This is a genomic window from Streptomyces sp. NPDC026659, from assembly GCF_040638245.1.
In the GTDB taxonomy this organism is placed as follows: domain Bacteria; phylum Actinomycetota; class Actinomycetes; order Streptomycetales; family Streptomycetaceae; genus Streptomyces.
The window spans coordinates 27,853-53,427 of the sequence record NZ_JBEZXY010000013.1; the positions used below are offsets into that span (position 1 = coordinate 27,853).

Sequence of the window (25,575 nt, forward strand, 5' to 3'; positions counted from 1 at the left end):
CGGGGCAAGGGGCCTCCCGACCGGGGTCGCCCGGCCCGTCCCTCCCCGGCCGGGGCCGCCCGTCGGTCCGCCGTCCTCCGCTGCCTAGCGTGCCGGATCGGCGGTCAGTCTCGCCTGTGCCGCCGACAGGATCTCGGTGATCCTGAGTCCGAACGCCGCGTCGCAGGGATGCGGGCGGCCCGTGCGCGCCGACTCCCGGAGCGCGTCGACGGCGCGGGTGAGCGCGGGGACCGCGCCCTCCGAGCTGCGGGGGAGCAGGGAGACGCCCGCCTCGCCGCGCAGCTCCACGTCGGCGCCCGCCGCGGCGGGAGGTGCCGTCAGGCTCAGGGTGAGGGTGCTGGACGCGCCCGTCGCGTGGTCGAGCACCAGGTGGACGGTGTCCGAGGGACCGTGCACCGCCGACAGGACCTCGCGCACGTCACCGAGGACCGGCAGCAGCACCGACAGCGCGTGCGGGCCCACGTCCCACAGCGCCCCCTTCTCCCGCCGCCAGGGCGACGCCGCGAACGGGCTGCCGCTCGTGAACACCGCCCCCAGCCACTGCGCCCGCGCCGTGAACCAGCCCGACTCGGCGGCCTGTTCCTCGATCCACGCCTCCGGCTCCTTCTGGAACCGGGTGGTGAGGAACACCACCGAGGCGACCCCGGCCCGCTCCGCCGCCCCGGCCACCTCGCGCGCCTCGGCGACGTCCACCGCCAGCGGCTTGTCCAGGAGCAGATGGCAGCCCGCGCGGGCCGCCCGCACCGCGAGCCCCGCCTGTACCGACGGCGGCAGTGCCATCGCCACCGCGTCCACCTCGGCCAGCAGCTCGTCCACGTCCTCGTACGCCCGGACGCCGTACTCCCCGGCCAGCTCGGCGGCCGCCTCAGGGCGGCGCCCCCACACCCCGGCGAAGTCCACGGCCGTGTGGCCCGCGAGCGCGGGCGCGTGCGCCGCCCGCGCCCAGGGGCCCGTCCCCAGCAGTCCGATGCGCATGTCGGGTTCCTCTCCTTCGAGCCGGTCGTCACGGCGTCACGGCGCCATGTCCCTCTCCTCCTTGAGATACGTCCGCTCCGGCTCTTCGTCTCCGGCCAGCCAGTTCGCGATGGTCCGGGCGATCGGCTGACCGGTCTCCAGCTCCACGAAGCCGAACTGGCCCGACTGATTGCACTCCAGGAACCACCACACCCCGTCCGCGTCCTCCGCGAAGTCGAAGGCGCCGTAGGCGAGTTCCGCGCCGCGCAGATACCGGTGCACGCCCTCGGCCACCCGCGGCGGCACCTCGACGGGCAGCCACGGCGAGACCGACGGGGCGAACCGCACGTCCACATCGTCGGGATGGGCGTCCGGATCGGCGGGCTTGCGCGCCGCGAGCAGGCGGTTCCCGACGGCCGTCAGCCGGATGTCGGCCCGCTTGGCGACACGCTGCTGGAGCAGCGTCGGACCGTAGGCGACGGCCGTGAAGTCGGCGTCCGGCGCGACCCGGCTGGTCGGCACCGCACGCGGCGGCTCCTGCGGATGCGCCCCCGAGACCGGCTTGACCACCAGATCCGGGAAGCGCCCCGCGAACTCCCGTGCCGCATCGGGGTGGGTCGTGATCAGCGTGGCGGGCACGGCGAACCCGCTGCGCCGCGCGAGATGCAGCTGCCAGGGTTTGTACCGGGCGCGCCGGGCCGCGTCCGGATGGTTCATCCAGCGTGCCCCGGCGCACCGCAGCATCCCGTACAGCGCCTGGGTCGACTCCTCGGTCAGCCAGTCGGACGGCCGGGCAGCGCGGGCGGCCGCCCGGCCCGGCCGGCGCACCCACACGGAGCGCAGCGCGCCGATGCTCACCAGGCGGCCGCCGACGGACAGGTGCCCGTCGGCGGACCCACCCGTCAACTCGGCCGACAGCGCCACCCCGTTGGTGAGATCGGCGGGATCGAGCCGGACGACGGGTACGCCCGTCTCGCCGAGTCGGAGGACCACCATGTCCGCCGTCACGTCCTCGTCACTGGTGAGGATGAGCACGGTCATCGTCCGGGGCCCCGCGCTTCAGTCGTCGAAGTGGGTCTTGGAGCCCGCCGTGGAGGTGGTGGTCCCCAGGGCGTGCAGCGTCGCGTGATCGGTGGCGGCGATCCTTCCGTCCGGGAGGACGTTCAACTGGAGCCCGGCGTCGTACACGTACGGGGTGATGGCATCCAACTGCACAGCGGGTCGTGCGTAGTTGAGCGTGAACGGTTGCATGGTGGTCCTCCCTGATTCGTTCTTTCACGTCCTTATACGAATCGAACGATTGGTTGGTTTCCTCACACTCCGTGACCGGTGTCCGGAGGCGGTGCGGGCAGCGCCCTTCGGCGTCAGCCAGAAAGACGCCGGGGACGGGAAAGCGGCTGCGCCAAATCGCCGCGGGTTCGGCGGAGTTCAGATGCCCGCGCGTCGACTCGGCACGCCCGGACGCCGGTTCAGCCGGCCAGCGCGGTACGGGCCGCCGTCAGGGCCTGATCCGCGAAGGACCGGCCGAACAGCACCGCGTGCACCAGCAGCGGGAAGAGCTGATGTATGCCGACCCGGTGGCGCCAGCCGTCGGCGAGCGGGGCCGTCCGCTCGTACCCGGCGAGCACGCTGTCCCACTCGGGACAGCCGAACAGCGCCAGCATCGCGAGGTCGGTCTCGCGGTGCCCGCCGTGCGCGGCCGGGTCGATGAGACGGACCTCACCGTCCGCGCCCCAGAGCACGTTGCCCTGCCACAGGTCGCCGTGCAGCCGCGCGGGCGGCTCGGCGGGCCCGGCGAGTTCGGGCAGCCGCTCGCACACCGCCTCGACCACGGACGCCTCGCCCGGCCGGACCGTTCCCGAGTCCACCGCCGCGCGCAGATAGGGCAGCACCCGGTGCTCGGCGTACCAGCGCGGCCAGTCGTCGCCCGGGACGTTGCGCATGGGCGCACGGCCGATGAACGCCTCCCGGGGCCCGTCCGGCGGCGTCGCGCCGAACGCGGGTGCCCCGGAGGCGTGCAGCTCCGCCAGCGCCCGGCCGAAACGCAGCGCGGCTTCGGCATCCGGGCGCCCGGTCGGCACGTACTCGGTGACGAGCCAGCGCTCGTCGGCGCCGAGCACCCCGGGCACCCGTACCGCCCCGGCCGCGCCGAGCCAGCGCAGCCCGGCCGCCTCCGCGCGCACCGCGCCCGGGCCGTCACCGCGCTTGACCATCACCGCCGTACCGTCCTCGAGCATCACCACCGCGGGCGACCCGGACGGCGCCGGGCCGTTCACGGGACGGCGCCCGGTGAGCCGGGACGCCACCGCCCCTGGAGCCTCGCCTCGCTCGATCACGCCCACAGGGTACGACCCGTCAGAGGTGCCTCATGGGCGGAACTTCGCGCTTTACTACGACGAAATCCGGCCAAAATTGTGTCGGTGCGGCGAGGCCCTCCGCCTCCGGCGTGATCACCGTTGACCCGTCCGGGGGCGCTCGCGGCGTGTCGCTGGGACAGACGGGTGGAGAGGTGACCCGGCTGGGCGGCCTGGATCGCGCGCCGGGGCGCCCTGCTTGACGGTGGATCGTGTCGGGGCCGGGTCCTGACAGCCGATGAGGTATCCGCTGCCCGGCCACGGCGGAAGGACACCGATATGCGTTCTGCCCGCATTCTTCTCGCCACGGCGGCCGCCTCCGCCGCCTTCGCCCTCGCCACCCCCGGAGCCGCGCTCGCCGGGGACGACGGAGGCCGGGGCGACTCCTCGTACAACAAGCAGGACAGCGGCTCCGGCGGTGACCACGACAAGGGGTCCGGCAAGGGCTCCGGCGACAACCAGGACAAGGGCTCCGGCAACGGTTCCGGCAAGGACTCGGGCGGCGGCTACGGCGACGACGGCGGCTACGACGAGCCCCGAGGCGGCGTGCACACCGGCGGCGGCGCCCTCGCCTCCGTCCTGAGCAGCAGTGGCAGCAGCAGCGGAGACGACTGGAGCTCCAGCGGCAGTGGGAGCGGGAGCGGCGACAGCCGCTTCGACCCCGAGACCTACAAGGACAAGGGGGACAGCGGCAAGAGCGACTCCGGCGGCGGCAAGGGGGACGGCGGCAAGGGGGACAACGGCGACGAGCCGCGCGGCGGCATGCACACCGGTGGCGGCGGCCTCGCCGACGACTCCGGCATGTCGACGGGCGGCCTCGCGGTGCTCGTCGCGGGCGCGGCCGGGGCGTACGTGCTGCGGCGCCGGAAGGCCGCCGGTTCGGCCTCCTGACCGAGCCGCCTTCCCCGCCCCTGTCGTCGGACTCCCTACGCCCGCCCACCGCGGTCGACGGGAGTCCGGCGACAGGGCCCGGGGCCACGGCCGCCGGTACCCACCCGGTCCGGCGGCCGGCGCCCCGGTCCCGAACCGCGCTGCCGTGACCGAGTGAGGTGGTGTCCGATGGCAGCAGATCCCTCCCCGCGCCGGGCCGACGAACAGGCCGCCCGCGGGGGCCGGCTGACGTTGTGGGGCGTGGCGATCGTCGTCCTCGTGCTCAGCATGCTCGGCGGCCACCACGGCACCGGCACCGTCGCGGGCGGCACCCGCGCCGCCGGTACGGCGGCCGCCACCGGGCCGGCTGGCCCGGCGCTGCCCCGGTCCGCGCCGACCCGGCTGATCGTCCCGAAGATCGGGGTGAACGCCCCCTTCACCGCCCTCGTCCTCGGCTCCGACGGCCGCCTGGAGCCGCCGCCCGCCGACAACACCAACCTGGTCGGCTGGTACAGCAAGGGCGTCTCGCCCGGGGAGAAGGGGACCTCGGTCATCGCCGGGCACGTGGACACGAAGACCTCCGCCGCCGTCTTCGCGGGCCTCGAGGACCTGCTCCCGGGCGACCGGTTCACCGTCGAGCGGGCCGACGGACGCACCGCGCGGTTCGTCGTGGACAGCGCCGAGACCTTCGAGAAGGACGACTTCCCGAGCGACCGCGTGTACGACAACGCGGCCCGCCCCGAGGTGCGGCTCATCACCTGCGCGGGCGACTACGACCACACGGCCAAGGACTACACGGAGAACCTGGTGGTCTTCGCGCACTTGGTGTGACGCTCGGCGGGCGGCGGGCACGCTCAGTGTGCCTATGCCGCCGGCAGGCCGCCCGGGGCGAGGGCGAGCGCGGCGAACCGCTCGCCGATGCGCCGGTGGGCCGCCCCGTCCGGGTGCAGCCCGTCGGGCAGCGGCAGCTCCGCGAAGTCGTCCGCGCCGTACAGTTCGCGCCCGTCGAGAAGGTGCAAGTGGCGGTCCTCGGCGGCCCGTTGGCGCACGATGCGGGCCAGCTCCGCGCGGATCACGTTCAGGGTCAGCCCGCCCCGGTTCCGCTCCGCCGGGTCACCGGCCGCCCGGAACGCGAGCCGTCCCTCGCTCAGTGCGGTGAGGTCGGGCAGGGTCGGCCCCGGTGTGTCCTCGTGCATCGGGCACAGGATCGGCGAGACGACGAGCAGCGGCGTCTCGGGGTGGCCCTCGCGGATGGTGTCGAGGAAACCGTGCACGGCGGGCCCGAACGCGCGCAGCCGCATCAGATCGGTGTTGACCAGGTTGATGCCCAGCTTGACGCTGATCACGTCGGCGGGCGTGTCGCGCAGCGCGCGGGCGGTGAACGGGTCCAGCAGGGCGCTGCCGCCGAGACCGAGGTTGATCAGCTCCACCCCGCCGAGCGCGGCGGCGACGGCGGGCCAGGTGCCCGTCGGGGACGCGGCGTCCGAGCCGTGGCTGATCGAGCTGCCGTGGTGCAGCCACACCGGACGATCCCGCTCCCGTACGGGGGTGACGGGCGCGTCGGTGCGCAGCGCGACCAGTTCGGTGGTCTCGTTGTGCGGCAGCCAGATCTCCACGGCCTTGTCCTCGGGGGACAGCCCGGTGAAGCGGGCGGTGCCCACCGGGCCGGGGCGCTGCTCGGCGGTGCCGGCCGCCATGTCGATGAGCAGGGTGTTTCCGCCGGGGACGGAGGCGCTGCCCGCCGGGCGTCCGTCCACCAGCAGCTCGTACACGCCCTCGGGGCGCGGCGGCGCACCGGCGTAGACCCGCTTGGTGGGCACGGTGTCCAGCTCGACGGTGGTGGCCCGGGTGCGGAACACCAGCCGTACGCCCGCGGGTTGGGACTCCGCCATGTGCAACTGGGGGTCCGTGCACTGGGCGCGGGCCCGCGCGGGCAGCCGGTGGGGGAGCAACCCCCGCTCGGTGCGCTCCAGTTCGAGGGCGCCGCGTACGAGGTCGGCGGTGAGGGGGGTGGTGGTCAGGTCGTCGGACTCGGTGGTCATCGGTACTGCCTGTCGGAAGAGGGATCCATGGGTCGGGGCGCGGGGGACGCGGTCAAGTCGCTCAGGCGGAGGGCCAGTTGCGCAGCAGGGCATCGAGGGCGTCGAGGCTGCGGTCCCACGACTCCTGCGAGCCGGGGGAGCTGTGGCTGAACGCGCCCGCCGACTCCAGCCCGACCCAGCCGCTGAACACGCTGCCCAACAGCCGTACCGCGTGCGTCTGTTCGGGTTCGGGGAGGTCGTAGCCGCGCAGGATCGCCCGGGTCATCCGCGCGTGCCGTCCGCCCGCGCTCGCGGCGGCGTCCTCCGGGTCGAGCCGGTACGAGGCCGCCGCGAAGCGGCCGGGGTGGGCGCGGGCGTAGTCGCGGTAGGCGTTCGCGAAACCGGTCAGCGCGTCCTTGCCCGCCCGCCCCGCGAGCGCCTCGGAGGCACGGTCGGCCAGCTCCTCCAGCGCGAGCAGCGCGATCCGGGTCCGCAGGTCGTGGTTGCCCCGCACGTGCGAGTACAGGCTCGCCACCTTCACGTCGAACCGCCGGGCCAGCGCCGACACCGTGACCTGGTCGAACCCGGCCTCGTCGGCCAGCTCCGCCCCGGCCAGGACCAGCCGCTCCGTGCTCAGACCCGCACGCGCCATGGGACACCTCCTGGGAAGACAGGACGATTATGCGGGTGCCTAAAGGTGTTAGGCAAATGGGAATCTTCATTAGTTGGAGCTCTGTATGAGTGATGCGGACAGCACGACGGCCGCCGACCGGGGTTTCCGGTCGGCGGCCGTCGTGGGGGATCGCCGGTGCGAGCGCGGTCGGAGTGTCAGACCGTGGTCGCCGGGAACGTCGGGTACTCCACGCCCGACACGTGCTGGACGATCCGGACCACCTGGCAGGAGTAGCCGAACTCGTTGTCGTACCAGAGGTAGAGGATCGCGTTGTCCCCGTCGACCTTGAGGGCGCCGCCGTCGACGATCGAGGCGTGCCGCGAGCCGATGAAGTCGCTGGAGACCGCGTCGGGTGCCGTGGTGAAGTCGATCTGCCGCTTGAGCGGGGAGGTCAGCGACACCTCGCGCAGGTAGTCGTGCACCTCTTCACGGGTCGTCTCGCGGCCGAGCCGGAGGTTCAGGATCGCGATCGAGACGTCCGGCACCGGCACCCGGATGGAGCTGCCGGTGATCGGCGCCTTCAGGTCCGGCAGCGCCTTCGACACGGCGGACGCGGCACCGGTCTCGGTGATCACCATGTTGAGCGGCGCGGAACGGCCCCGGCGCTCTGCCTTGTGGTAATTGTCCAGCAGATTCTGGTCGTTGGTGAAGGAGTGGACCGTCTCCACATGGCCGCGCAGCACGCCGAACTCGTCGTCCATCGCCTTCAGCGGCGGCACGATGGCGTTGGTGGTGCACGAGGCGCAGGACAGGACGCGCTCGTCCGGCTTGATCGTGTCGTGGTTGACGCCGTGCACGATGTTCGGCACGTCACCCTTGCCGGGCGCGGTCAGGACGACCTTGTCGATGCCGGGCCGCAGATGCTTCGACAGACCCTCGCGGTCGCGCCAGTTGCCGGTGTTATCGATGAGGATGGCGTTCCGGATGCCGTACTCGGTGTAGTCCACGGCCGACGGGTCGTCCGCGTAGATCACCTGGATCGTGTTGCCGTTCGCGATGATCGTGCCCGCGTCCTCGTCCACGGTGATGGTGCCCTGGAACTGGCCGTGGATGGAGTCGCGGCGCAGCAGCGAGGCGCGCTTGACCAGGTCGCCGCCCGCCCGGGCGCCACCGCCGCGCACCACGACCGCGCGCAGCCGCAGCCCGTTGCCCGACCCGGCCTTCTCGATCAGCAGCCGGGCGACGAGCCGGCCGATGCGGCCGAAGCCGTAGAGCACCACGTCACGCGGCTCGCGGCGCTCGATCCTGTCGGCGCCGGTGGCCCCGGCGACCGTCTCGGCGGTGAACTCCGCCACGCTCAGTCCCCGGTCGTCCGCCTGGTACAGCGCGGCGAGCATCCCGAGGTCGATCTGGGACGGCCCGAGGTCGAGGCCGGCCAGTGCCTGGAGGAACGGCATGGTCTCGGTGACCGACAGCTCCGCGCCCGCGATCTGCCGGGCGAAACGGTGCGTCTTGAGGATGCTGACCACCGACTTGTTCACCAGGGAGCGGCTGTGCAGCAGGACGGTCACGTCCCGCTCGCGGTGCAGCTTCCCGATGATCGGGATCATCGACTCCGCGATCTCCTCGCGGTTCTTCCAGTTCGTGAACGAGTCGTCGTTGACAGTCACAGATCTATCTTTCGAGCTAGGCGGCGCTCATATGGTGAGCACACCCTACTTCTACCTGTTCACGGCGCTGCCGGGGGGTGGCGTTCGCGCGCGGAGACCCGGCATCAGGCCCCGAATCCCCGGTCGCCGCCCCTGAAACCGGGCCGCCGTTCCTGAATCAGGGTGGAACAGCGGGCGACACCCGGGCCGCGCGTTGCACCGCCCCTGCCCCGTGACCATGGTCGGTGCGTGATCACGTCCTCCGTGCCCCGGCCCGAGCCGGTCGCCCCCGTCCGCCCTCCGCGCACCCGCCCCCTGCGCGCCCGCGCGCTGCCCGGCGCCGTCCGCGCCCGGATGCCTGACGGCGCCCTCACCGCCCTCGCGCTGTTCACCGGCGTCCGGCTGGCCGGGACCGCCGCCGTGATCATCGGCAACCTCCTCGCGGGCCGCCCCCCGGTCCACGATCTCGCCCACGCCTGGGACGCCCGCTGGTATCTGCACATCGCCGAGCACGGCTACGGGAACCTCATCTGGATCACCCCGACCGGCGGCGTCCAGAGCGACTGGGCCTTCTTCCCGCTCTACCCCGTGCTGATCAGGGCCGTCACCGAGGTTCTCCCGCTCCCCCCCGGCGCCGCCGCTCTGCTGATCTCCTGGACCGCCGCCCTCGTCGCCGCCCTCGGCGTCTACCGCGTCGGCCATCTGCTGCACGGCCGCGCCGTCGCCACCGCGCTGGTCGGGCTGTGGGCCGTCCTGCCGCACGCCGTCGAGCTGACCATCGCCTACACCGAGTCGCTCTTCGCCGCACTCGCCGCCTGGTCCCTGTACTGCGTACTGCGCCGCCGCTGGCTGTGGGCGGGCACGCTCGCCCTGTTCGCCGGGCTCGCCCGGCCCACCGGCTTCGCCGTGGCGGCCGCGGTCTGCGTCGCCGCCGGACACGAGGTCCTGCGCCGTCACGGCCGGGTGCCACCCGCACTCTGGACCGGCGTCGCACTCTCCCCGCTGGGCTGGCTCGGCTACGTCCTCTGGGTCGGTTTGCGCACCGGCGACGTGCCCGGTGGCTACTTCACCGTGCAGAGCGCCTGGGGCTCCCGCTTCGACCTCGGCGCGGGCGCCGTCCGCTTCCTCGGCGCCCTCTTCGCGCACGGCGGGAAATTCGTCTACCCGATGGCCCTGCTCGTCGTCGTGATCTCGCTCGTCCTGTTCGGGCTGCTCTGTCTGGACCGTGCGCCGCTGGTTCTCGTGGTCTTCAGCGCCGTCCTCGTCCTCCTCGTGGTCTGCGGCTCCGGCTCCTTCTCCTCCAAGCCGCGCTTCCTGCTCCCGGCCTTCCCGCTGCTCATCCCGCCCGCCCGGGCGCTGGCCCGCGCCTGGGGCCCCCGCCGTGCCCAGGTCCTGCTGATCGGCGGCGCCCTGGCCGCCGTCTCCCTGGTCTGCGGCGCGTACGTCATCGTGGTGGCCCACGCCCCGCTGTGACCCTGTGACCCTGTGACCCGTACGGCCGACACGGCCGGGCGCGATCGACGGCGCCGGTGCGAGGACCGCGATCGGGGGTAGGAGGGCAGGCCCGAGGAGCCGAGGAGAGGAACGCCATGACCACGTACGTCATCACCGTGCCCGGTACCTTCACCGACGGGATCGAGCCCGACGCCCGCGCGCGGCTCGGCCACGCGCTGCGCCCGGCCGACCCGCACACCACCACCATGGGCAGCGACGAGGACCTCGACGCCCTCACCGTCAACGAGGACGACACCTTCACCCTCCGCCTGACCGTCGAGGCGGACAGCGGCCCGCACGCCGAGCAGGAGGCCCGGAGCCTCGCCGGTGCGGCCCTGCGCGCCGCCGGACTCGACGAGCGGACCGCGCCGCTCGGGCCCGCCGTGATCACGGGCATCGATTCACAGGTGCACTGACCGGCCTTACCGGGTATTCACCCCATGAGACGACAAGACACCAGGAAATCACTCAAAAGGTGGTCCCGGTGTCTCCGCCCAGCCGGAAGTGACCGATGTTCCGCAAGCGCTCCACGGACGACGGCGACGAACTGCTGGCCCGACTCGGCTCGCTCACCGCGCAGGCGCGCGAGCGCGCGGAGCTGCAGCGCACCCAGGTCGAGCTGGCCATCGCCCTGCAACGCGGCATGCTGCCCCGCGACCTGCCCCGCCTCCCGGGACTCCATCTGGCGGTGCGCTACGCCCCCGCCTACCAGGGCCTGAACGTCGGCGGCGACTGGTACGACGCCTTCGCCATGCCCGACGGCCGGATCGGCCTGTCCATCGGCGACGTCCAGGGCCACAACATCGAGGCCGCCGCCTTCATGGGCCAGGTACGGGCCGCCCTGCGCGCCCTCGCCTCCGTCACCAGCGAACCCGGCGAGCTCCTCGCCCGCACCAACGACCTGCTGCTCACCCTCGGCAGCGACCTCTTCGCCACCTGCACCTTCCTGCGCCTGGACCCCGCCACCGGCGTCCTGGAGAGCGCACGGGCCGGACACATCCCCTTCGTCTGGGCCACGGCCGACGGCAAGTCCGGCATCGTCCACGACCTGGGCGGACCGCCGCTCGGCATCCAGAGCGGCATGGAGTACCGCGTCACCCGGCACCGGCTGACCACCGGGGGAGTGTTCGTCCTGCTCACCGACGGCGTGGTGGAGGGCCCCTCGCTCAGCATCGACGAGGGGCTCGACCAGGTCGTACGGCTCGCGGGCATCGCCGCCGTCGCCGGCCTGGAGGTGCACGCGCTCGCCGCGGCCGTGATCAAGGGCGCGGAGAACATCGGGCACGAGGACGACGCCGCCGTGCTCGTCGTCGGCCACGACGGCCCGGACAGCGCCGCGTAGGGACGGCCGCCTCGGCGTGCGGGGCGGTTGCCCCGCCGTGCAGGGTGGCTGCCGCGCGGACGGACGGGCCCATCCGGCCCCGCCGTTTCAGCCGTAGGGCCGGTCGGCGCGCCTCTCGCGTGGCCGGGGGCGCGGCACCGGTGTGAGAGTGCTGATGTGGTGGCATTCCTGGACGCGCGCCGGGCGGCCGGCCCGGCCCTCCAGACGCTGGCCGTCGCCGCCTGCTACTTCGCGGCGGGCTGGCTCGGACTCATGCGCCCCCTCGTCGTGGACGGCGTCGTCGTCACCCCCATCTGGCCGCCGACCGGCGTCTCCGTCGCCGCCCTGCTCATCCTCGGACTGCGCTGCTGGCCGGGGATCACCCTCGGGGCGGTCCTGATCGTCGCCTACCTCGGCATCCCCGCGCCGTACTCGCTCGGCTACCTGCTGGGCAACACGGCCGCACCCCTGTGCGCGGCAGTGCTGCTGCGCCGTACCGGATTCCGCACCGACCTGAGCCGGCTGCGCGACGGCGTCGCCCTGGTGTTCATCGGCGCGCTGGGTGCCATGCTGATCAGCGCCACCATCGGCGTCGGCCTGCTCGTGGTCACCGACGCGCTGCCCCCGCACTCGTTCCTGACCGTCTGGCTCGCCTGGTGGGTGGGCGACGCGATGGGCGTCCTGCTCGTCACGCCGCTGCTGCTTCTGCTCCGCCAGGCACGCAGGCCCCCGACCACGCGCTGGAAGGAGGCCCTGGCCCTCGCCGTGGCCGCGTGCTGCGTCGTGCCCCTGGCCGTCTACAGCTCGTTCAGCCTGCTGTTCCTCGTCTACCCGGTCATCATCTGGGGCGCGCTGCGGTTCGAACTGGCCGGCAGCGTGGGCTGCGCGCTGCTCACCTCCGTGCTGGCCGCCCGCGCCGCCACCGAGGGCACCGGGGCGTTCGCCGAGCTGAGCCGCGTCGAGGTCATGGCCAAGCTCCAGGGCTTCAACGGCACGATGGCGCTGACCGCGCTCCTGCTGTCCGCCGTGATCACCGAGCAGCGCCACACCCGGCGCTCCGTCGAGCACGCCTGCCAGGAACTGGTCGAGGTGCTGGAACACCTCACCACCGGCGACGGCCCGCCGCCGAGACCCGCGCCCCACACCCCCTACGCCCCGGACCGGCCCACACCGCCCGGCGGGGGGCCGTGACGGGGGCTCCTCAGCGCTTGGGCGGGGTCGTAAGGGGGAGCGTGGCGGTCACCTGCTTGCCCCCGTGCAGCGGTGTGACCTCCAGCGCGGCGCACAGTAGGGTCACCAGCCGCAGCCCGTGGCCGCCGATCCGTCCGGGGTCGGGCGGCTGGGGGCGGGGCGGATCGGGGGAGCCGTCCGTGACGCCGATGCGCAGCGTGCTCCCGTCCGGGGACAGCTCCAGCAGCAGCGTGAATGGTCCCGCCGCGTGCTTGAACGCGTTGGTCACCAACTCGCTGACCACCAGCTGGGCGTCCTGCACCACCCGGCGGGCCGGTACCGGCCGCACCCGGGCCAGCAGGCCGCCGACCGCCTCCCGCGCCTCGGAGAGCGAGGGCACACCGGCGTCCCACTCCCGCTTCACGCGCGGCGGCGCTGCCGCGCCGGTCCGCGCGGGCAACCGTGTCCCCGTCGTCGTCTGCGTCCTGAAGGGGAGGTCCATGGGTCGTCGCCCTTCTCCTCAGGGGCCGCCCCCGATCCCTTCCTCGCGATCACGGAGGGCCGTGCCGTCCCTGTTGCGGTTACCCGCTGTTCCGCCGGACAAGAGCATCCGGCCACCAATCGCCCGATCGCACATCCGTCCCAGGTCAGCGCCGGTGCGCGCGGCGGCGGACCTGGCCGGGAACCACACACGGAACCGCACACACGAGCGGGCCCGGAGCCCCCTGAGGGGGAACTCCGGACCCGCCCGGCACCGGTGCGGTGCGGTGTGGCGCCGGTTCAGTGTTTGAACGTGTCCTTCGCCTTCTCCTTGGCCTGGCGGGCGTCCCCGCGCGCGCCTTCCAAACGGCCCTCGGCCTCCATCTTCTCGTTGCCGACGGCACGGCCCATCGTCTCCTTGAGCTTGCCCTTGGCCTGTTCCGCCTTGGCCTTGGCCTTCTGGTCGCCAGCCATGGGGTTCACATCCCAACGTCTCTCGGGTCCGCTGTCCCCCTCCGCCTGTCCGCTGCGCCCGGGTCCAAACACGCCCGGCACTCCCGCCTCGGCGGCACCGTCACGCAGCCGGAGTTCCGGGCTCCCGGCGTTGCCGACGGCGCCGGACCACATGGCGTACGACCAGGGCGGCGACCACCACGGCCACTCCGATCAGCACATAGCGCTGGTAGCGGACGATCTCGTCGTACACCGTCGTGATGTGGCTGCCCGCCACATAGGCGACCGTGCACCACAGGCCCACCCACAGGGCCGCGCCGAGTGCGTTGAAGGCGAGGAAGCGCGGCCAGGGCATCCGTGTGGTGCCCGCGATCACCCCGTTGGCCTGGCGCAGCCCCTCGACGAACCGGGCCACGGTGACGATCTTGCCGCCGTGCCGCTGGAAGAACGCCTCGGCGGCCTGGAAACGCTTGGGCGTCAGGAAGACGTACTTGCCCCAGCGCTCCACGAAGACCCGGCCACCGGTACGGCCGATCAGATAGCCGATGTTGTCCCCGAGCACGGCCGCGACGAACGCGATGGCCGCCACGGCCACGATGTTCAGCTCGCCCGCGCCCGCGTAGACGCCTGCCGCCAGCAGAATCGTCTCGCCGGGTGCGGGCACCCCGAAGTCCTCCAGGAAGACGACGGCACCCACCGCCCAGTAGCCGTAGTGGCCGAGCAGCGGGGCCAGATCGGCCAGCGGGCCGGGCAACGGAGGCGCCATGCCCCAACGGTACGCCGCACCGCCCCACTCGCCCGCACTGACCTGCGGTAAGGCCGCTGAGGAGCCTTGCCGCAGGTCTCCGTGGACGCCAGGGGTGTCGTCCCTAGGCGCGGCCGACCGGGTCCGCCGCGGGCTCCGCGGCCTCGGCCGCCTCCGCCGGCACCTGCGCCTGCGCCGGTCGTGCGCGTCGCCACCGGGTCAGCCGCAGCGCCACCACGTCGGTGTAGCGGGCGGTCAGCGGGCCGACGACGACCAGGATCAGCACATACGCCGTGGCCAGTGGGCCGAGCCGGGAATCGATCCCCGAGGTGACGGCGAGACCGGCGATGACGATGGAGAACTCCCCCCGCGCCACCAGCATGCCGCCAGCCCGCCACCGGCCGCGTACGGACACCCCCGCTCTCCGCGCCGCCCAGTAGCCGGTGGCGATCTTGGTGAGGGCGGTGACGACGGCCAGCGCGAGCGCGGGCAGCAGCACCGGCGGAATGCTGGCCGGGTCGGTGTGCAGGCCGAAGAACACGAAGAACACGGCCGCGAACAGGTCTCGCAGCGGCGCCAGCAGATTGTGGGCGCCCTCGGCGACCTCGCCGGAGAGCGCGATGCCCACCAGGAAGGCGCCCACCGCGGCCGACACCTGGAGCTTCTGCGCCACGCCCGCGACCAGCAGGGTCAGGCCCAGCACGACCAGCAGCAGCTTCTCCGGGTCGTCGCTGGAGACGAACCGGGAGATGACGCGGCCGTAGCGCACCGCGACCAGCAGGACGAGACCGGCGACGCCGAGCGCCACGGCGAGCGTGACGCTGCCCGCCGCGAGGCCGGTCCCGGCCAGCAGCGCGGTGATCACCGGCAGATAGACCGCCATCGACAGGTCCTCGAGGACGAGGATGCTGAGGATCACCGGGGTCTCACGGTTGCCGAGGCGCCCCAGGTCGCCGAGAACCTTGGCGATGACGCCGGAGGACGAGATCCAGGTGATGCCCGCGAGGACCACGGCGGCGATGGGGCCCCAGCCGAGTATCAGGGCCATCGCGGCGCCGGGCAGCGCGTTGAGCGCGGCGTCCACCAGCCCCGCCGGGTACTGCGTCCGCAGGTTGGAGACGAGATCGCCCGCCGTGTACTCCAGGCCCAGCATGAGCAGCAGCAGGATCACGCCGATCTCGGCGCCGATCGCGACGAACTCCTCGCTCGCGCCGAGCGGCAGCAGACCGCCCTCCCCGAAGGCGAGGCCCGCCAGCAGATAGAGGGGGATGGGCGAGAAGCGCAGCCGGGCGGCGAGGCGGCCGAGCAGCCCGAGGGCCAGGATGATGGCGCCGAACTCGATCAGGAAGACCGCGGAGGAGTGCATCCCGATCACTCCCTGCCGAGGACGGCGGCGGCCGCGTCGACGCCCTCGCGGGTGCCGATCACGATGAGCGTGTCCCCGCCGGCCAGCCGGAAGCCGGGGCCGGGGGAGGGGATGGCGTCCGCGCGGCGCAGCACCGCCACGATCGACACGCCGGTCTCGGTGCGCATCCGGGTCTCGCCGAGCAGCCGCCCGTTCCAGTGCGAGACCGAGGACAGCGAGATCCCCTCCGCCACCAGGCCCAGTTCGGTCGTGGACAGCAGGCTCGGGCTGTGGTGCGTCGGCTTCAGCGCCCCCGCGAGGGCGTCCGCCTCCGCGCCGGTCAGCTGGACCGAGAGCGCGCAGGCGTCGGGGTCGTCCTCGCGGTAGGCACTGAGGGTGCGTGACCCGTCCCGGTGGGCCACCACCGACAGGCGGCGCCGTTCCTTGGTGGTGAGGTCGTACCGCACGCCGATTCCCGGCAGTGGTGTCCTACTCGTGCGTGCGGCGCCCATGGCGACCCCCCTGACTGACTTGACTGTCTCTTGAGTTGGCCATTACCGGCACCTTACCTTGACGGTGCATGGCCACACGGAGAAACGGGCTGGTCAGGGGGTGTATCTACGTATTCGTCCCCCTGTTTCGGAGGTCGACCGACCACCGAAACAGGGGGATGGTGAAACGCCTGGGGCGCGGGGAGCCGGAGAGGCTCAGCCGCCTATGGTGCCCAGCCGGGCCTCCCGCCACAGGTCGATGCCGCCGTCGGTGGCGTACTTGTCGATCTCGGCCAGTTCCTCGGCGCTGAACTCGAGGTTCTCCAGCGCCGCCACGTTCTGCTCCAGCTGCTCCACCCGCGAGGCGCCGATGACCAGCGAGGTCACGCGCTCGTCCCGCAGCGCCCAGGCCAGCGCCATCTGCGCCAGGGTCTGTCCGCGCCGGGCCGCGATGTCGTTCAGGGCGCGCAGCCGGCCCCGCATCTCCGCGGTCAGCCAGGCCGGGTCGAAGGACTTGCCCTGCGCGGCCCGCGAGTCCTGCGGCACCCCGTCGAGGTAGCGGCCGGTCAGCAGGCCCTGCGCCAGCGCGGTGAAGCCGATGACGCCGAAGCCCTCCTCCTCGGCCGCCTCCAGCAGGCCGTCCGTCTCGATCCAGCGGTTGAGCATGCTGTACGACGGCTGGTGGATCAGCATCGGCGTGCCCAGCTCACGGAGGATGGCCGCGGCCTGCCGGGTGCGCTCGGCGTCGTAGGAGGAGATGCCCACATAGAGCGCCTTGCCCTGGCGGACGGCCGTGTCGAGCGCCCCCATGGTCTCCTCGAGCGGGGTGCTGGCGTCCAGCCGGTGGGAGTAGAAGATGTCCACATAGTCCAGGCCCATACGCTTCAGCGACTGGTCCAGGGAGGCCAGCACATACTTCCGCGAGCCACCGCCCTGACCGTAGGGTCCGGGCCACATGTCCCAGCCCGCCTTGGTGGAGATCACCATCTCGTCGCGGTACGGCGCGAGGTCCTGCTTCATCAGCCGACCGAAGTTGATCTCCGCCGAGCCGTAGGGCGGGCCGTAGTTGTTCGCCAGGTCGTGGTGGGTGATCCCGAGGTCGAAGGCGCGCAGCGCGATCTCGCGCTGGGACTCGAAGGGGCGGTCGTCGCCGAAGTTGTGCCAGTAGCCCAGGGACAGCAGGGGGAGGTCCAGCCCCGAGCGGCCGGTGCGCCGGTAGCGCATGGTGCCGTCGTAACGAGCGGGGTCCGCGACGTGGTTCATCGGGTGTTCTCCGGGTGGTGCCGTAGGGGGTGCCCCGAGACAAAAAGGGGCTGGTCCACCCTGCGCCTTCAAGATTCGGAAGTCCAACCGCCGTCTGTCATGGAATTGAGCGCCCCGGCTTCTTAATCACCTGTCGGGCTGCATTACCGGTGTGCGGTGAGGCGGGCTGCATCACCCATGTGCGGTCGGCCCAGCATTTCCCATCCGCGAGTGTGCGGTTCCCCCATGTGCCTGTTGTCGGTGTGACGTGTGCGGCCCGGGGCACCAGGATGAGGCACAGGGCAATGACCCGGTGCCGCCGGGGTGCGCGCACAACGGCAGTACCGGTGGTGAAGGGAGCGGCACGTGAGCGATGCGATGTCCGACGGTCAACGACCGCACGGGACGGGAACGAAGGCATCGCAGGCCGTCATGGCGCTGCCGCACCAGGTCCGTGAGGAGCTGACCCGCAGACTGCGCCGCAACCGGGGCGCCTTCGGCAAGGAGGACGTCCAGGTTGTCGAGCCGCCCCTGCTGAAGCGGGCCGTCGGCGCCTCGGCGCTCGGCAACTGCATGGAGTGGTTCGACTTCGGCGTCTACAGCTATCTCGCCGCCACCATCGGCAAGGTCTTCTTCCCCGGTGCCTCCCCGGGCGCGCAGGTCATCTCCTCGTTCGCCACCTTCGCCGCCGCGTTCGTCGTACGGCCCCTCGGCGGCCTCTTCTTCGGCCCGCTGGGCGACCGGCTCGGGCGGCAGAAGGTGCTGGCCACCACCATGATCATGATGGCCCTCGGCACCTTCGCCATCGGCGTCATCCCCGGTTACGCCTCGATCGGCATCGCCGCGCCGATCCTGCTCCTGGTGGCCCGCATGGTGCAGGGCTTCTCCACCGGAGGGGAGTACGGCGGCGCGACCACCTTCGTCGCCGAGTACTCACCCGACCGCAGGCGCGGGTTCCTCTCCAGCTGGCTCGACTTCGGCACCTTCGTCGGCTACGCCCTCGGCTCGGCCCTGGTGACGGCGCTCAACCTGTGGCTCACCGACGCCCAGATGCTCTCCTGGGGCTGGCGCATCCCGTTCCTGGTCGCCGGGCCGCTCGGTGTCATCGGCCTCTACATGCGGCTCAAGCTGGAGGAGTCCCCGGCCTTCCAGCAGCAGCTGGACGAACACGAGAAGAGCCTGGCGCAGGAGTCGGCGGGCAGCGAGTTCAAGGACATCATCCAGCGGCACTGGCGCGGACTGCTCATCTGCATGGGCCTGGTCCTGCTCTACAACGTCACCAACTACATGGTCACCGGCTATCTGCCGACCTACCAGACCGAGACGCTGAAACGTTCCAGCAGCTCCGCCGACGTCCTCGTGCTCATCGGCATGGTGTGGATCGTCATCCTCATCACCTTCCTCGGCCGCCTCAGCGACCGGGTGGGCCGACGCCCGCTGTACGGCTGGGCGGCGGCCGCGATGATCATCCTCGCCATCCCGGCGTTCCTGCTGATCAAGGCCCACGGGACCTGGCCGCCGATCCTCGGCGTGCTCATCCTCGCCACCCTGCTCGCCTGCTTCGCCGCCCCCAGCGCGGCCACCCTGCCCGCCCTGTTCCCCACCGCCGTCCGCTACGCGGCCATGGGCATCGGCTTCAACTTCGCCGTCGCGGCCTTCGGCGGTACGACCCCGCTGGTCACCGCCGCGCTGGTCGACATCACGGGCGACGATCTGATGCCCGCGTACTACCTGATGCTGGCGGGCTTCATCGGCCTCGTGACGGTCAAGTTCCTCCCCGAGACCGCGCAGGTGCCGCTCAACGGCTCCCGGCCGATGGTCGGCTCCCGGGAGGAACGGCGCGAGCTGATCACGACGTCGAAGGAGCTGTACGCGCTCGCGCAGGAGCGGGCGGGGACGGGGCGGGGCTGACGGCGGGGGCGGTTTCTGCGGTTGTTCAGGCTCCCGACGGCGTGGCGGCCCTGAGCCGCCACCCCTGTCCGCCGCAGTCGTGCCGCAACGGCGGGAAGCGGTGGCCCTTCACGTCGGTGCTGTACTCGTGCGCCCGGGCGCAGTCGCACTCGTAGATCCCGGAGGCGGGGACGACGTCTCCCGGGTGGTACAGCTGGGCAGCGGTCTCGTCACTCATGATTTCTGTGTACAGCGACCCGTGGGACGGCGCGAGCGGAGCGGTGTGCCGTGAGGCCGGCCCCAGACCCGCCAGCAGTTGTCCGAGCACGCGCGCCGCGTCCCGCCGACGGTCCGGCCGGGCGGACCACACGGCGGGCAGAACCACTCCGGCGAAGGCGCTCAGGAGGGTCAAGGACAGCAACAGCGCGGGCAGTTCGGCGGAAAGCCGGGACATGGGCTCGTCTCCTTCTTGATGCGGTGGCACGTGGCGTGTCCCAATGACCCTGGCAACAAGGGGACTTTCTGTCCGGGAACGCGGAAGTATGCGAAACAGCTGAGGCGTTGACGCAGGCCGGACCGCACACGTCCGGTCGTCCGCGCCGAAGCGGGCCGAAGACACGGAGGTGTGCGGTGGGGGAGACGTCCGGCGCGGTGGCGGACTTCTGCGGACTGCTCCGACGGCTGGTCCGTGGTTGCGGAGTCCCGCAGAGCGACCTGGCACGGGCCCTGCACCGCAGCGAGCCGACGGTCTCGGCACTCCTCAACGCGCGACGCGCCACGCCACCCTCCTGGGACGACGTGCTCGGCGTGGTGGAGTACTGCCGCACGCGCGGCGGTCCTCGCCCGCCCGCCGGACTGACCTTCGACCGGGGCTGGTGGCGGCTGCGGCTGGAGGAGGTCGAGGCGAACGTCGCCGCAGTTCCCGTACCGCGGGCCGGGAGGCAGCGCCCCGCGAACCACCCTTCCGCCGCGCCGCCACCGCCCGTCGAGGTCGCCCCCGACTTCGCCGGGGCGGTCGAGATCCTGGTCGGCGGACGCCCGGCCTTCCACGGTCTGGCCGAAGAGATCCTGGAACCGCTGCGGCTGACCGGCGGCACAGCGGCCGACCTGCGCCCAGTGCTGGAGGGGTTCGCGGAACGGGTCCGGTCGAGCCACGGCACCGCCCGCACCGCCCTGCTGTGCGCGGCCGACCTGGCGGTCCTCGTGACCGCGTTCTGCCAGGCCGTCGCGCAGTACGGCATCGTGTACGAGCCCGAGCTGGACGCGACGCGCGACGGTGCGCCCACCGCCGACATCGTGACCGAGCTGGAACACGTCACCCTCGGCTCCGTGAGGGTAGGCACCCCGGACGAACGCCGCCACGAGATCGAGACGACCTACTCGTACGCGGCCGACCTCGTCCATGGAACCGGCGCCCGTGACATCGACCCCGGAGACCTGGCCCGGACCGCCTGGCGCCGCTACGAGACCCTGCTCGACCACGTCCTCTGGGACTGCCCCGAGCTCCGCCTCACCTCCCGTACCGAGGACCCGCCCGAGGCCGTGGAGCAGCCGACCTCCGCCGACCGGAAACTTCCCACAGCGCTCACCGCCCTGGCCGACCTGCTGGAACAGTTCGCCGACGGTGGCAAAGCACCCGACCACCATCGTCATCTCCTACGCGCGCCCCTCGCGGCCGGCGAAGCGGTGGGGCCGCGCATCCCCACCCTCGGGGCCGGTTACGTCGACCCCGCCTTCCGTGTCGCCTCGTACACCGGCTCCCACGGCTTGTCCCGCGACGACTGGTGGCTCCGTATGCCGCTGCGGGACGACCTCGCGGAGTTTCTGGCGGCGTACCTGCTGACCGATGACGCCACACATGGCCCCCTGGTGGTCCTCGGCCACCCCGGTAGCGGCAAGTCCCTCCTCACGAAACTGATCGCCGCCCACCTCCCGGCCTCGGAGTTCTTCTGTCTTCGCGTCGAACTCCGCCATCTGTCGGCGGACTTGGACGTGCGGGACCAGATCGAGGAAGCCCTGTGGCGCTCGACCGGCCGCCGCACCTCCTGGGCCGAGGTCACGGGCCCCGACTCCGGCGTCGTCCGGGTCGTGCTCCTGGACGGCTTCGACGAACTGCTCCAGGCTGCCGCGGACCAGGCCGACCGACAGCGCCACCACGACTACCTGCTGGGAGTGGAACGCTTTCAACGCGACGAGACCGACCATGGCCGACCGACCGCTGTCGTCGTCACCAGCCGCACGGTGGTGGCCGATCAGGCTCGAACTCCCTCCAGCGGCGCGGTGATCCGCCTGGAACCGTTCGACGATGCCCGTGTCGCACACTGGCTGCGGACGTGGAACGCCACGAACCGCCGGTACTTCCTCGACACAGGTCTGCGCCCGTTGGCACCGGAGACGCTCCGACCGCACCGCGAACTCGCCGCCCAGCCACTGCTGTTGATGATGCTGGCCCTGTACGACGCCTCGGACAACGTGCTCTCGCGGCAGGAGGGCGCCGGGATCGACCGGCTGGGGCTGTACGAAAGGCTGTTGGCGGAGTTCGTCCGCCGCCAGGTCGGCAAGCACCAAGGCGCACGACCGACCTGGACGGAAGCAGCCGTCGAGCGTGAGCTGCAACGCCTCTCGGTCATCGCGATCGGCATGTTCAACCGCCGCAAGCAGAGCATCACCGCGCACGAGGCGGAAGACGATCTGGCCGTCCTCCTTGGCGGTGAGGTTCCCGAATCCTCCTCGCTGCTGTTCGGCCGCTTCTTCTTCATCCACGAGTCCCAGGCGGTCGTGACGCACACGGAACTGCGTTCCTACGAATTCCTGCACGCCACCTTCGGGGAGTACCTCCTCACCCGCCTGATCACCGACGAGCTGCACTGCCTTCTGATCGGCGGCGACGACACCGACGACGGCCGTCTCCACGCGTTGCTCTCCCACGTACCGCTGAGCGACCGCGCGGAGGCCCTGGCCGACGTCGGGGAGTTGCTCGCCCCGCTGCCTTCCCAACACCGTTCCGAACTGGTGGAGTTACTGGGCCTTCTCTTCCGGCGGACTGTCGAGGACGACTCCCGCCGCACCCACGTCCTCTACCATCCGGCCCCGCCCCACCGCACCCGACAGGACGCGGTGTACACCGCGAACCTGCTGCTCCTGGCCGCCCGGGCGGCAAACCCCCTGCCGCTCTCCCGGATCGTCGGCGGCGACGCCACCATGGACCGCTGGCAACGTCAGACCCACCTGTGGCGTTCACAGTTCGGGGAGGCATCCTGGACCGCCTTCATCACCTCGCTCCGCGTCCAGCCCGCCGACCGTGACGCACGCGACCTCGCCGTCCTGCCCGGCACCGAGCCCGCCGCGCTCGACCCGGCCTGGGGGCTCGACCTGATCCACCTCGAAAAACCTACGGGCACCGCACGCATCGTCGAGCAACAGCCGCTCCCCACACGCCTGCACGCCCTCGCGGCCTTCACCTGGGACACCGACCTCCAGTGTCTGCTCCAAGCCGTGGCACCCCTGCTCGACCGCGTACCGGACGCCTTCACCACGTACCGCTTCGACGGCGACAACAGCATCTCCGCGGCCCACGACCTGATCGCCCTCCTCTGCCGCCCCGACCCACGGACACCGTACGGACTGCACCCGGACATCCTCGACGGCCTACGGGAACTACCCGGAGACAACCGGGCCCTCGCCGTCGACCTCGTAGCCCGTCATCTCCGCGACGCTGCAAGGGACTTGCCGCCCGAAACCGCCGTCGCCCTGCTGGACGCCCTGACCTCGCCCCAGCACACCGGGTCCGGAGAGGTCGCCGCCCGGACCTGGCTGGTGCTGGCCGACTGCCTCGCGCGGCTGGCCGCCCGCCGGGATGTCTCCCACGCGGAACTCCGCCGGATCACCAGCAGGTTCCGTCGCGAGGCGCCCGCGCTGGACAATGACGGAACGGCCGAACTGAGACTGGAGAGCCTGCTCGAGGAGGCGAGCACCACGCACCTCTGGCGAGGCGCCCACCGGGCCGACACCGAGACGACCCTCGCCGCCGCCCTCACCCTCCACGACCACATCCCGGAGGACCGCCGCCCGCCCACGCTCGTGATCGGCCTGCTCCGTCTCGCCCGCGATCTCGGGGCCGACGACTGGCTGGCCGTGCACGCCGAGCGCCTGCTCCTGACCCTGGACCAGGACGGGCTGTGGCAGCTGAGGCCCACGGACGTCGACTGGATGCGCCCCGTCGTGCGGGACCGGGGGCTCCGCGCGGAGCTGGACCGCGTCGTCGCGGCCTGGCGGTGACGGGAAGGTCAAGCCCACACCACTCGACCGGGGTGCGGGGCAGAACGACTTCGGGGGGCGGGTCGTTGGGTCTTAGGCAGGTGGATGTTGTGTCTCCGATGGGATGTGCCGGTGGTGTCGAGTTCGCTGCGGGAGCTGATCAGGAGTAGGTTGGATCGGTTTGGCTGGTCCTATGGCGATGTGGCCCGGCGCGGAGGCATCTCACGCTCCACGGTGCATCACCTGGCGACGGCAGCCCGGCTCGCGCGGATGCCGCAGGAGGCGACGCTGGAGGGTCTGGCCCGGGGCCTCGGCGTTCCGGTGGAGCCGCTGCGGCGCGCGGCGGCCGAGGCGGCGGGCGTCAGCCTCTACTACGAGTCGGTGCCCGAACAGGCCGACCCCGAGGTGGAGATCCTCATCGCGAGCGTGTGCCGGCTCAGCGCGGCGGACCGACGGCATGTGGCGGTCCTGGTGGAATCCCTGCTGACGGCGGGAGCGGAAGAAGGGGAAGAGGAGGGAGGGGCGGAAGGGGCGGAGGAAGCGGGGTAGCCGACGGTCCCGTGGTGCGCGGGCCGGTGATCCAGCCGATGACCGTCTGGACGGTGGCGGCGTCCAGTTCCGCGATGTCGAAGACGGCCTGGATGTCGGTGGCACCGAGCGGGGCGCGCAGGGTGTCGAGCGCGCTGTAGAGGCGGATGCGATGGGCCTGCGGTCCGGCGTTGTCCGACACAGGGTGAACGGGGAGGTACGGGCGCGCTGTACCGAGCGGGGCTGCTGCTGTGTTCATACCTGTCCGTCAGGGGTTGGGGGCGGCGGTGCGGCCGGTCCTGCCGTGGATGCGGGCCTGCCGCATGAGATGTTCGACGGTGCCGTGGCTGACCGTGACGCCGTAGCGGTCGTGGAGTTCCTGGTGGATGCGGCGGTAGCCATAAGACGCGCCCGACTCGTGATGGATCGTCAGAATCAGCTGGGTGAGCCAGGCGTGGCGCAGGGCGCGGGGTGACGGCGGTCGCTTCCGGTAGGCGTAGTAGCCGGACTCGGAGACACCGAGCAGAGCGACGAGTCTGCTGATCGGGTGTCCGTGCGCGGCTACTTGAGAGACGACCGCGTAGCGCCTTTTGGGGGCATCGCGTCTTTCAGGGCCTCGATCGTTCTGCGGTGCATGAGGATCTCCCGCTCCAGCTCCGCGATGCGGCTGCGGGTCTGCGCCGCCTCGGGCCGCGGGATGCGGGTCCTGCGCCAGCGGTAGACGGTCTGCGGCGAGATCCGCAGACGTTGCGCGATCTCCCTGGCGGGACGCCCTTGCGAGAGGAGGTCCATGGCGAGGTCGCGCAGCTCGGGGTGGTGTGGGCTCACTGGGTCACGTCTCCGGTGTCGGGGTTCATGCCGGTCGCCCGGTAACTCGTACGGGCGGAGCCTGACTTCTCTTCCGGTTCGGGTTGTGCGGGGGCCGACATCCGCCCGGCGGTACGGGCGGTTCCCGCCGGGGGCGCGGGGCCCGGCACCGCGTGCGCGGCCGCCGGGCCCCGCTCGGGCCGGCCGGGGTCAGCGCATGTGGCGGTGCATGGTCACGGTGGGCGCGAAGTTGGTGCGCGGGTCACGCGCGTCGCCCCGCGGGGCACGCGCCGTCTCGCGGTCGAGGATGACCTTGACCTGCTGCGCGAGCGCGTCCGCCCGCTCCCTGATCCGGGCGATGGGCAGACGCGAGGTGTGCAGCGCCTCCACCTGCCGCTCGATACCGGCGAGTTCGGACCGCGACGCCTTGCTGAGATGGAACTCGCGCGGAGTGGCCACCACGAACTGGTAGGCCGCCGACAGGGTTTCGCAGCCCGCGCAGTGCTCGTTCAACGCCCGGCTGAGGTTGGTGGCGTTGATGAGCCGGGCGTTGCTGCCCGCCGTCGTCACGATCTGGAAGGACAGCGCGACCGAACGGCACGGGGCGTCGGCCGAGCAGCCCGCCGAGACGGCGGTGGCACGGTTGTTGGCGGTGACGGCGACCGTCGGGCCGTACTCGTGGATACGGAAACTCTCGTCGAAGTCGTACATGTGGGTCCTGTCGGCACGGGAGTTGGCGAGGTCCACCGCGACCGCCGCCCGGCCGGCCGTACCGCTCGGGGCGGTGGGCGCGGTCGGGAGGGTGACGGCGGTGGCGGGAACGGTGGCGGTGGCGGCCAGCGCGGCGGTGGCCGCCACGCCGATTCCGGCCATCCGGCTCCTGAGAAAGCC

The 25,575-nt window shown here is 72.2% G+C and carries 27 protein-coding genes; 10 read left to right on the top strand and 17 right to left on the bottom strand.

Annotated features, from left to right (window positions below; genetic code table 11):
- Nucleotides 1-84 precede the first annotated feature (84 nt).
- From AB0E91_RS27910 to AB0E91_RS27925, 4 genes are all read right to left on the bottom strand, one after another.
- Entirely contained in the window at nt 85-975 is an 891-nt protein-coding gene (locus tag AB0E91_RS27910) for a Gfo/Idh/MocA family oxidoreductase (RefSeq protein ID WP_361787530.1), read from the bottom strand.
- Between the two features lie 36 nt (nt 976-1,011).
- Nucleotides 1,012-1,995 carry an ATP-grasp ribosomal peptide maturase gene (gene tgmB, locus AB0E91_RS27915; RefSeq protein WP_361787532.1) on the bottom strand — a complete coding sequence of 328 codons (984 nt, stop codon included), beginning with the start codon at nt 1,993-1,995 and terminating at the stop codon, nt 1,012-1,014.
- 18 nt (nt 1,996-2,013) lie between these two features.
- A complete protein-coding gene (gene tgmA, locus AB0E91_RS27920) occupies nt 2,014-2,205 on the bottom strand; it encodes a putative ATP-grasp-modified RiPP (RefSeq protein WP_361787534.1) in 192 nt (63 codons plus the stop codon).
- A gap of 218 nt (nt 2,206-2,423) precedes the next feature.
- Complete coding sequence (locus tag AB0E91_RS27925) at nt 2,424-3,260, bottom strand: fructosamine kinase family protein (RefSeq protein ID WP_361787807.1); 837 nt, start codon at nt 3,258-3,260, stop codon at nt 2,424-2,426.
- Nucleotides 3,261-3,587: 327 nt separating this feature from the next.
- On the opposite strand from AB0E91_RS27925, the gene AB0E91_RS27930 reads away from it, so the two are divergent.
- A complete protein-coding gene (locus AB0E91_RS27930) occupies nt 3,588-4,199 on the top strand; it encodes a hypothetical protein (protein ID WP_361787536.1) in 612 nt (203 codons plus the stop codon).
- Between the two features lie 168 nt (nt 4,200-4,367).
- On the top strand, nt 4,368-5,009 hold the full coding sequence (locus AB0E91_RS27935; protein ID WP_361787538.1) for a class F sortase: 642 nt from the start codon (nt 4,368-4,370) through the stop codon (nt 5,007-5,009).
- A 32-nt stretch (nt 5,010-5,041) separates the two neighbouring features.
- On the opposite strand, the gene AB0E91_RS27940 is transcribed toward AB0E91_RS27935, so the two are convergent.
- The 3 genes from AB0E91_RS27940 to AB0E91_RS27950 form a co-directional block, all read right to left on the bottom strand.
- Nucleotides 5,042-6,220: a GDSL-type esterase/lipase family protein gene (locus tag AB0E91_RS27940; protein ID WP_361787539.1), complete on the bottom strand. Its 1,179-nt coding sequence runs from the start codon at nt 6,218-6,220 to the stop codon at nt 5,042-5,044.
- A gap of 61 nt (nt 6,221-6,281) precedes the next feature.
- Entirely contained in the window at nt 6,282-6,851 is a 570-nt protein-coding gene (locus AB0E91_RS27945) for a WHG domain-containing protein (RefSeq protein ID WP_361787540.1), read from the bottom strand.
- A gap of 176 nt (nt 6,852-7,027) precedes the next feature.
- Nucleotides 7,028-8,482 carry a glyceraldehyde-3-phosphate dehydrogenase gene (locus tag AB0E91_RS27950; RefSeq protein WP_361787541.1) on the bottom strand — a complete coding sequence of 485 codons (1,455 nt, stop codon included), beginning with the start codon at nt 8,480-8,482 and terminating at the stop codon, nt 7,028-7,030.
- Nucleotides 8,483-8,710: 228 nt separating this feature from the next.
- Here AB0E91_RS27950 and AB0E91_RS27955 point away from each other — a divergent pair, with 228 nt between their 5' ends.
- From AB0E91_RS27955 to AB0E91_RS27970, 4 genes are all read left to right on the top strand, one after another.
- Nucleotides 8,711-9,934 carry a hypothetical protein gene (locus AB0E91_RS27955; protein WP_361787543.1) on the top strand — a complete coding sequence of 408 codons (1,224 nt, stop codon included), beginning with the start codon at nt 8,711-8,713 and terminating at the stop codon, nt 9,932-9,934.
- Nucleotides 9,935-10,050: 116 nt separating this feature from the next.
- On the top strand, nt 10,051-10,371 hold the full coding sequence (locus tag AB0E91_RS27960; protein ID WP_361787545.1) for a hypothetical protein: 321 nt from the start codon (nt 10,051-10,053) through the stop codon (nt 10,369-10,371).
- Nucleotides 10,372-10,466: 95 nt separating this feature from the next.
- The gene (locus tag AB0E91_RS27965) at nt 10,467-11,297 is read left to right on the top strand and encodes a PP2C family protein-serine/threonine phosphatase (protein WP_361787547.1); all 831 of its coding nucleotides are present in this window, start codon (nt 10,467-10,469) and stop codon (nt 11,295-11,297) included.
- 156 nt (nt 11,298-11,453) lie between these two features.
- Nucleotides 11,454-12,467, top strand: coding sequence for an MASE1 domain-containing protein (locus AB0E91_RS27970; protein WP_361787549.1), 1,014 nt, complete (start codon nt 11,454-11,456; stop codon nt 12,465-12,467).
- 10 nt (nt 12,468-12,477) lie between these two features.
- On the opposite strand, the gene AB0E91_RS27975 is transcribed toward AB0E91_RS27970, so the two are convergent.
- The 6 genes from AB0E91_RS27975 to mgrA all read right to left on the bottom strand — a co-directional run bounded on the left by AB0E91_RS27975 (nt 12,478) and on the right by mgrA (nt 17,223).
- Nucleotides 12,478-12,948 carry an ATP-binding protein gene (locus AB0E91_RS27975; RefSeq protein WP_361787551.1) on the bottom strand — a complete coding sequence of 157 codons (471 nt, stop codon included), beginning with the start codon at nt 12,946-12,948 and terminating at the stop codon, nt 12,478-12,480.
- A 278-nt stretch (nt 12,949-13,226) separates the two neighbouring features.
- Nucleotides 13,227-13,400, bottom strand: a complete 174-nt coding sequence (locus AB0E91_RS27980) for a CsbD family protein (protein WP_361787553.1) — start codon at nt 13,398-13,400, stop codon at nt 13,227-13,229.
- Nucleotides 13,401-13,500: 100 nt separating this feature from the next.
- Nucleotides 13,501-14,145 (bottom strand): DedA family protein, encoded by a 645-nt coding sequence (locus tag AB0E91_RS27985; protein ID WP_361787555.1) that lies wholly within the window; start codon nt 14,143-14,145, stop codon nt 13,501-13,503.
- Between the two features lie 103 nt (nt 14,146-14,248).
- Nucleotides 14,249-15,490, bottom strand: coding sequence for a cation:proton antiporter (locus AB0E91_RS27990; RefSeq protein ID WP_361787557.1), 1,242 nt, complete (start codon nt 15,488-15,490; stop codon nt 14,249-14,251).
- A gap of 5 nt (nt 15,491-15,495) precedes the next feature.
- Nucleotides 15,496-15,981, bottom strand: coding sequence for a TrkA C-terminal domain-containing protein (locus AB0E91_RS27995; protein ID WP_361787559.1), 486 nt, complete (start codon nt 15,979-15,981; stop codon nt 15,496-15,498).
- Nucleotides 15,982-16,176: 195 nt separating this feature from the next.
- Nucleotides 16,177-17,223, bottom strand: a complete 1,047-nt coding sequence (gene mgrA / locus AB0E91_RS28000) for an L-glyceraldehyde 3-phosphate reductase (RefSeq protein WP_361787561.1) — start codon at nt 17,221-17,223, stop codon at nt 16,177-16,179.
- A 357-nt stretch (nt 17,224-17,580) separates the two neighbouring features.
- On the opposite strand from mgrA, the gene AB0E91_RS28005 reads away from it, so the two are divergent.
- The gene (locus tag AB0E91_RS28005; protein ID WP_361787809.1) at nt 17,581-19,113 is read left to right on the top strand and encodes an MFS transporter; all 1,533 of its coding nucleotides are present in this window, start codon (nt 17,581-17,583) and stop codon (nt 19,111-19,113) included.
- 25 nt (nt 19,114-19,138) lie between these two features.
- On the opposite strand, the gene AB0E91_RS28010 is transcribed toward AB0E91_RS28005, so the two are convergent.
- On the bottom strand, nt 19,139-19,546 hold the full coding sequence (locus tag AB0E91_RS28010; RefSeq protein ID WP_361787563.1) for a hypothetical protein: 408 nt from the start codon (nt 19,544-19,546) through the stop codon (nt 19,139-19,141).
- 176 nt (nt 19,547-19,722) lie between these two features.
- On the opposite strand from AB0E91_RS28010, the gene AB0E91_RS28015 reads away from it, so the two are divergent.
- The 3 genes from AB0E91_RS28015 (at nt 19,723) to AB0E91_RS28025 (ending at nt 24,038) form a co-directional block, all read left to right on the top strand.
- A complete protein-coding gene (locus AB0E91_RS28015; protein WP_361787565.1) occupies nt 19,723-23,370 on the top strand; it encodes a helix-turn-helix domain-containing protein in 3,648 nt (1,215 codons plus the stop codon).
- Between the two features lie 84 nt (nt 23,371-23,454).
- Complete coding sequence (locus AB0E91_RS28020) at nt 23,455-23,898, top strand: helix-turn-helix transcriptional regulator (protein ID WP_361787567.1); 444 nt, start codon at nt 23,455-23,457, stop codon at nt 23,896-23,898.
- 14 nt (nt 23,899-23,912) lie between these two features.
- Nucleotides 23,913-24,038, top strand: coding sequence for a hypothetical protein (locus AB0E91_RS28025; protein ID WP_272919049.1), 126 nt, complete (start codon nt 23,913-23,915; stop codon nt 24,036-24,038).
- 107 nt (nt 24,039-24,145) lie between these two features.
- Here AB0E91_RS28025 and AB0E91_RS28030 read toward each other — a convergent pair whose 3' ends face one another.
- The 3 genes from AB0E91_RS28030 to AB0E91_RS28040 form a co-directional block, all read right to left on the bottom strand.
- The gene (locus AB0E91_RS28030) at nt 24,146-24,421 is read right to left on the bottom strand and encodes an IS3 family transposase (RefSeq protein ID WP_361787811.1); all 276 of its coding nucleotides are present in this window, start codon (nt 24,419-24,421) and stop codon (nt 24,146-24,148) included.
- A 17-nt stretch (nt 24,422-24,438) separates the two neighbouring features.
- On the bottom strand, nt 24,439-24,705 hold the full coding sequence (locus AB0E91_RS28035; RefSeq protein ID WP_361108311.1) for a helix-turn-helix domain-containing protein: 267 nt from the start codon (nt 24,703-24,705) through the stop codon (nt 24,439-24,441).
- 189 nt (nt 24,706-24,894) lie between these two features.
- Nucleotides 24,895-25,557, bottom strand: a complete 663-nt coding sequence (locus AB0E91_RS28040; protein WP_361787569.1) for a hypothetical protein — start codon at nt 25,555-25,557, stop codon at nt 24,895-24,897.
- Nucleotides 25,558-25,575 lie beyond the last annotated feature (18 nt).

Bases quoted from the DNA above. Each gene is read 5' to 3' on its own strand.
- AB0E91_RS27910 (WP_361787530.1), bottom strand. From the start codon at position 975: ATGCGCATCGGACTGCTGGGGACGGGCCCCTGGGCGCGGGCGGCGCAC.
- tgmB (WP_361787532.1), bottom strand. From the start codon at position 1,995: ATGACCGTGCTCATCCTCACCAGTGACGAGGACGTGACGGCGGACATG.
- tgmA (WP_361787534.1), bottom strand. From the start codon at position 2,205: ATGCAACCGTTCACGCTCAACTACGCACGACCCGCTGTGCAGTTGGAT.
- AB0E91_RS27930 (WP_361787536.1), top strand. From the start codon at position 3,588: ATGCGTTCTGCCCGCATTCTTCTCGCCACGGCGGCCGCCTCCGCCGCC.
- AB0E91_RS27935 (WP_361787538.1), top strand. From the start codon at position 4,368: ATGGCAGCAGATCCCTCCCCGCGCCGGGCCGACGAACAGGCCGCCCGC.
- AB0E91_RS27940 (WP_361787539.1), bottom strand. From the start codon at position 6,220: ATGACCACCGAGTCCGACGACCTGACCACCACCCCCCTCACCGCCGAC.
- AB0E91_RS27945 (WP_361787540.1), bottom strand. From the start codon at position 6,851: ATGGCGCGTGCGGGTCTGAGCACGGAGCGGCTGGTCCTGGCCGGGGCG.
- AB0E91_RS27960 (WP_361787545.1), top strand. From the start codon at position 10,051: ATGACCACGTACGTCATCACCGTGCCCGGTACCTTCACCGACGGGATC.
- AB0E91_RS27965 (WP_361787547.1), top strand. From the start codon at position 10,467: ATGTTCCGCAAGCGCTCCACGGACGACGGCGACGAACTGCTGGCCCGA.
- AB0E91_RS27975 (WP_361787551.1), bottom strand. From the start codon at position 12,948: ATGGACCTCCCCTTCAGGACGCAGACGACGACGGGGACACGGTTGCCC.
- AB0E91_RS27980 (WP_361787553.1), bottom strand. From the start codon at position 13,400: ATGGCTGGCGACCAGAAGGCCAAGGCCAAGGCGGAACAGGCCAAGGGC.
- AB0E91_RS27985 (WP_361787555.1), bottom strand. From the start codon at position 14,145: ATGGCGCCTCCGTTGCCCGGCCCGCTGGCCGATCTGGCCCCGCTGCTC.
- AB0E91_RS27990 (WP_361787557.1), bottom strand. From the start codon at position 15,490: ATGCACTCCTCCGCGGTCTTCCTGATCGAGTTCGGCGCCATCATCCTG.
- AB0E91_RS27995 (WP_361787559.1), bottom strand. From the start codon at position 15,981: ATGGGCGCCGCACGCACGAGTAGGACACCACTGCCGGGAATCGGCGTG.
- mgrA (WP_361787561.1), bottom strand. From the start codon at position 17,223: ATGAACCACGTCGCGGACCCCGCTCGTTACGACGGCACCATGCGCTAC.
- AB0E91_RS28005 (WP_361787809.1), top strand. From the start codon at position 17,581: ATGTCCGACGGTCAACGACCGCACGGGACGGGAACGAAGGCATCGCAG.
- AB0E91_RS28010 (WP_361787563.1), bottom strand. From the start codon at position 19,546: ATGTCCCGGCTTTCCGCCGAACTGCCCGCGCTGTTGCTGTCCTTGACC.
- AB0E91_RS28020 (WP_361787567.1), top strand. From the start codon at position 23,455: ATGTTGTGTCTCCGATGGGATGTGCCGGTGGTGTCGAGTTCGCTGCGG.
- AB0E91_RS28040 (WP_361787569.1), bottom strand. From the start codon at position 25,557: ATGGCCGGAATCGGCGTGGCGGCCACCGCCGCGCTGGCCGCCACCGCC.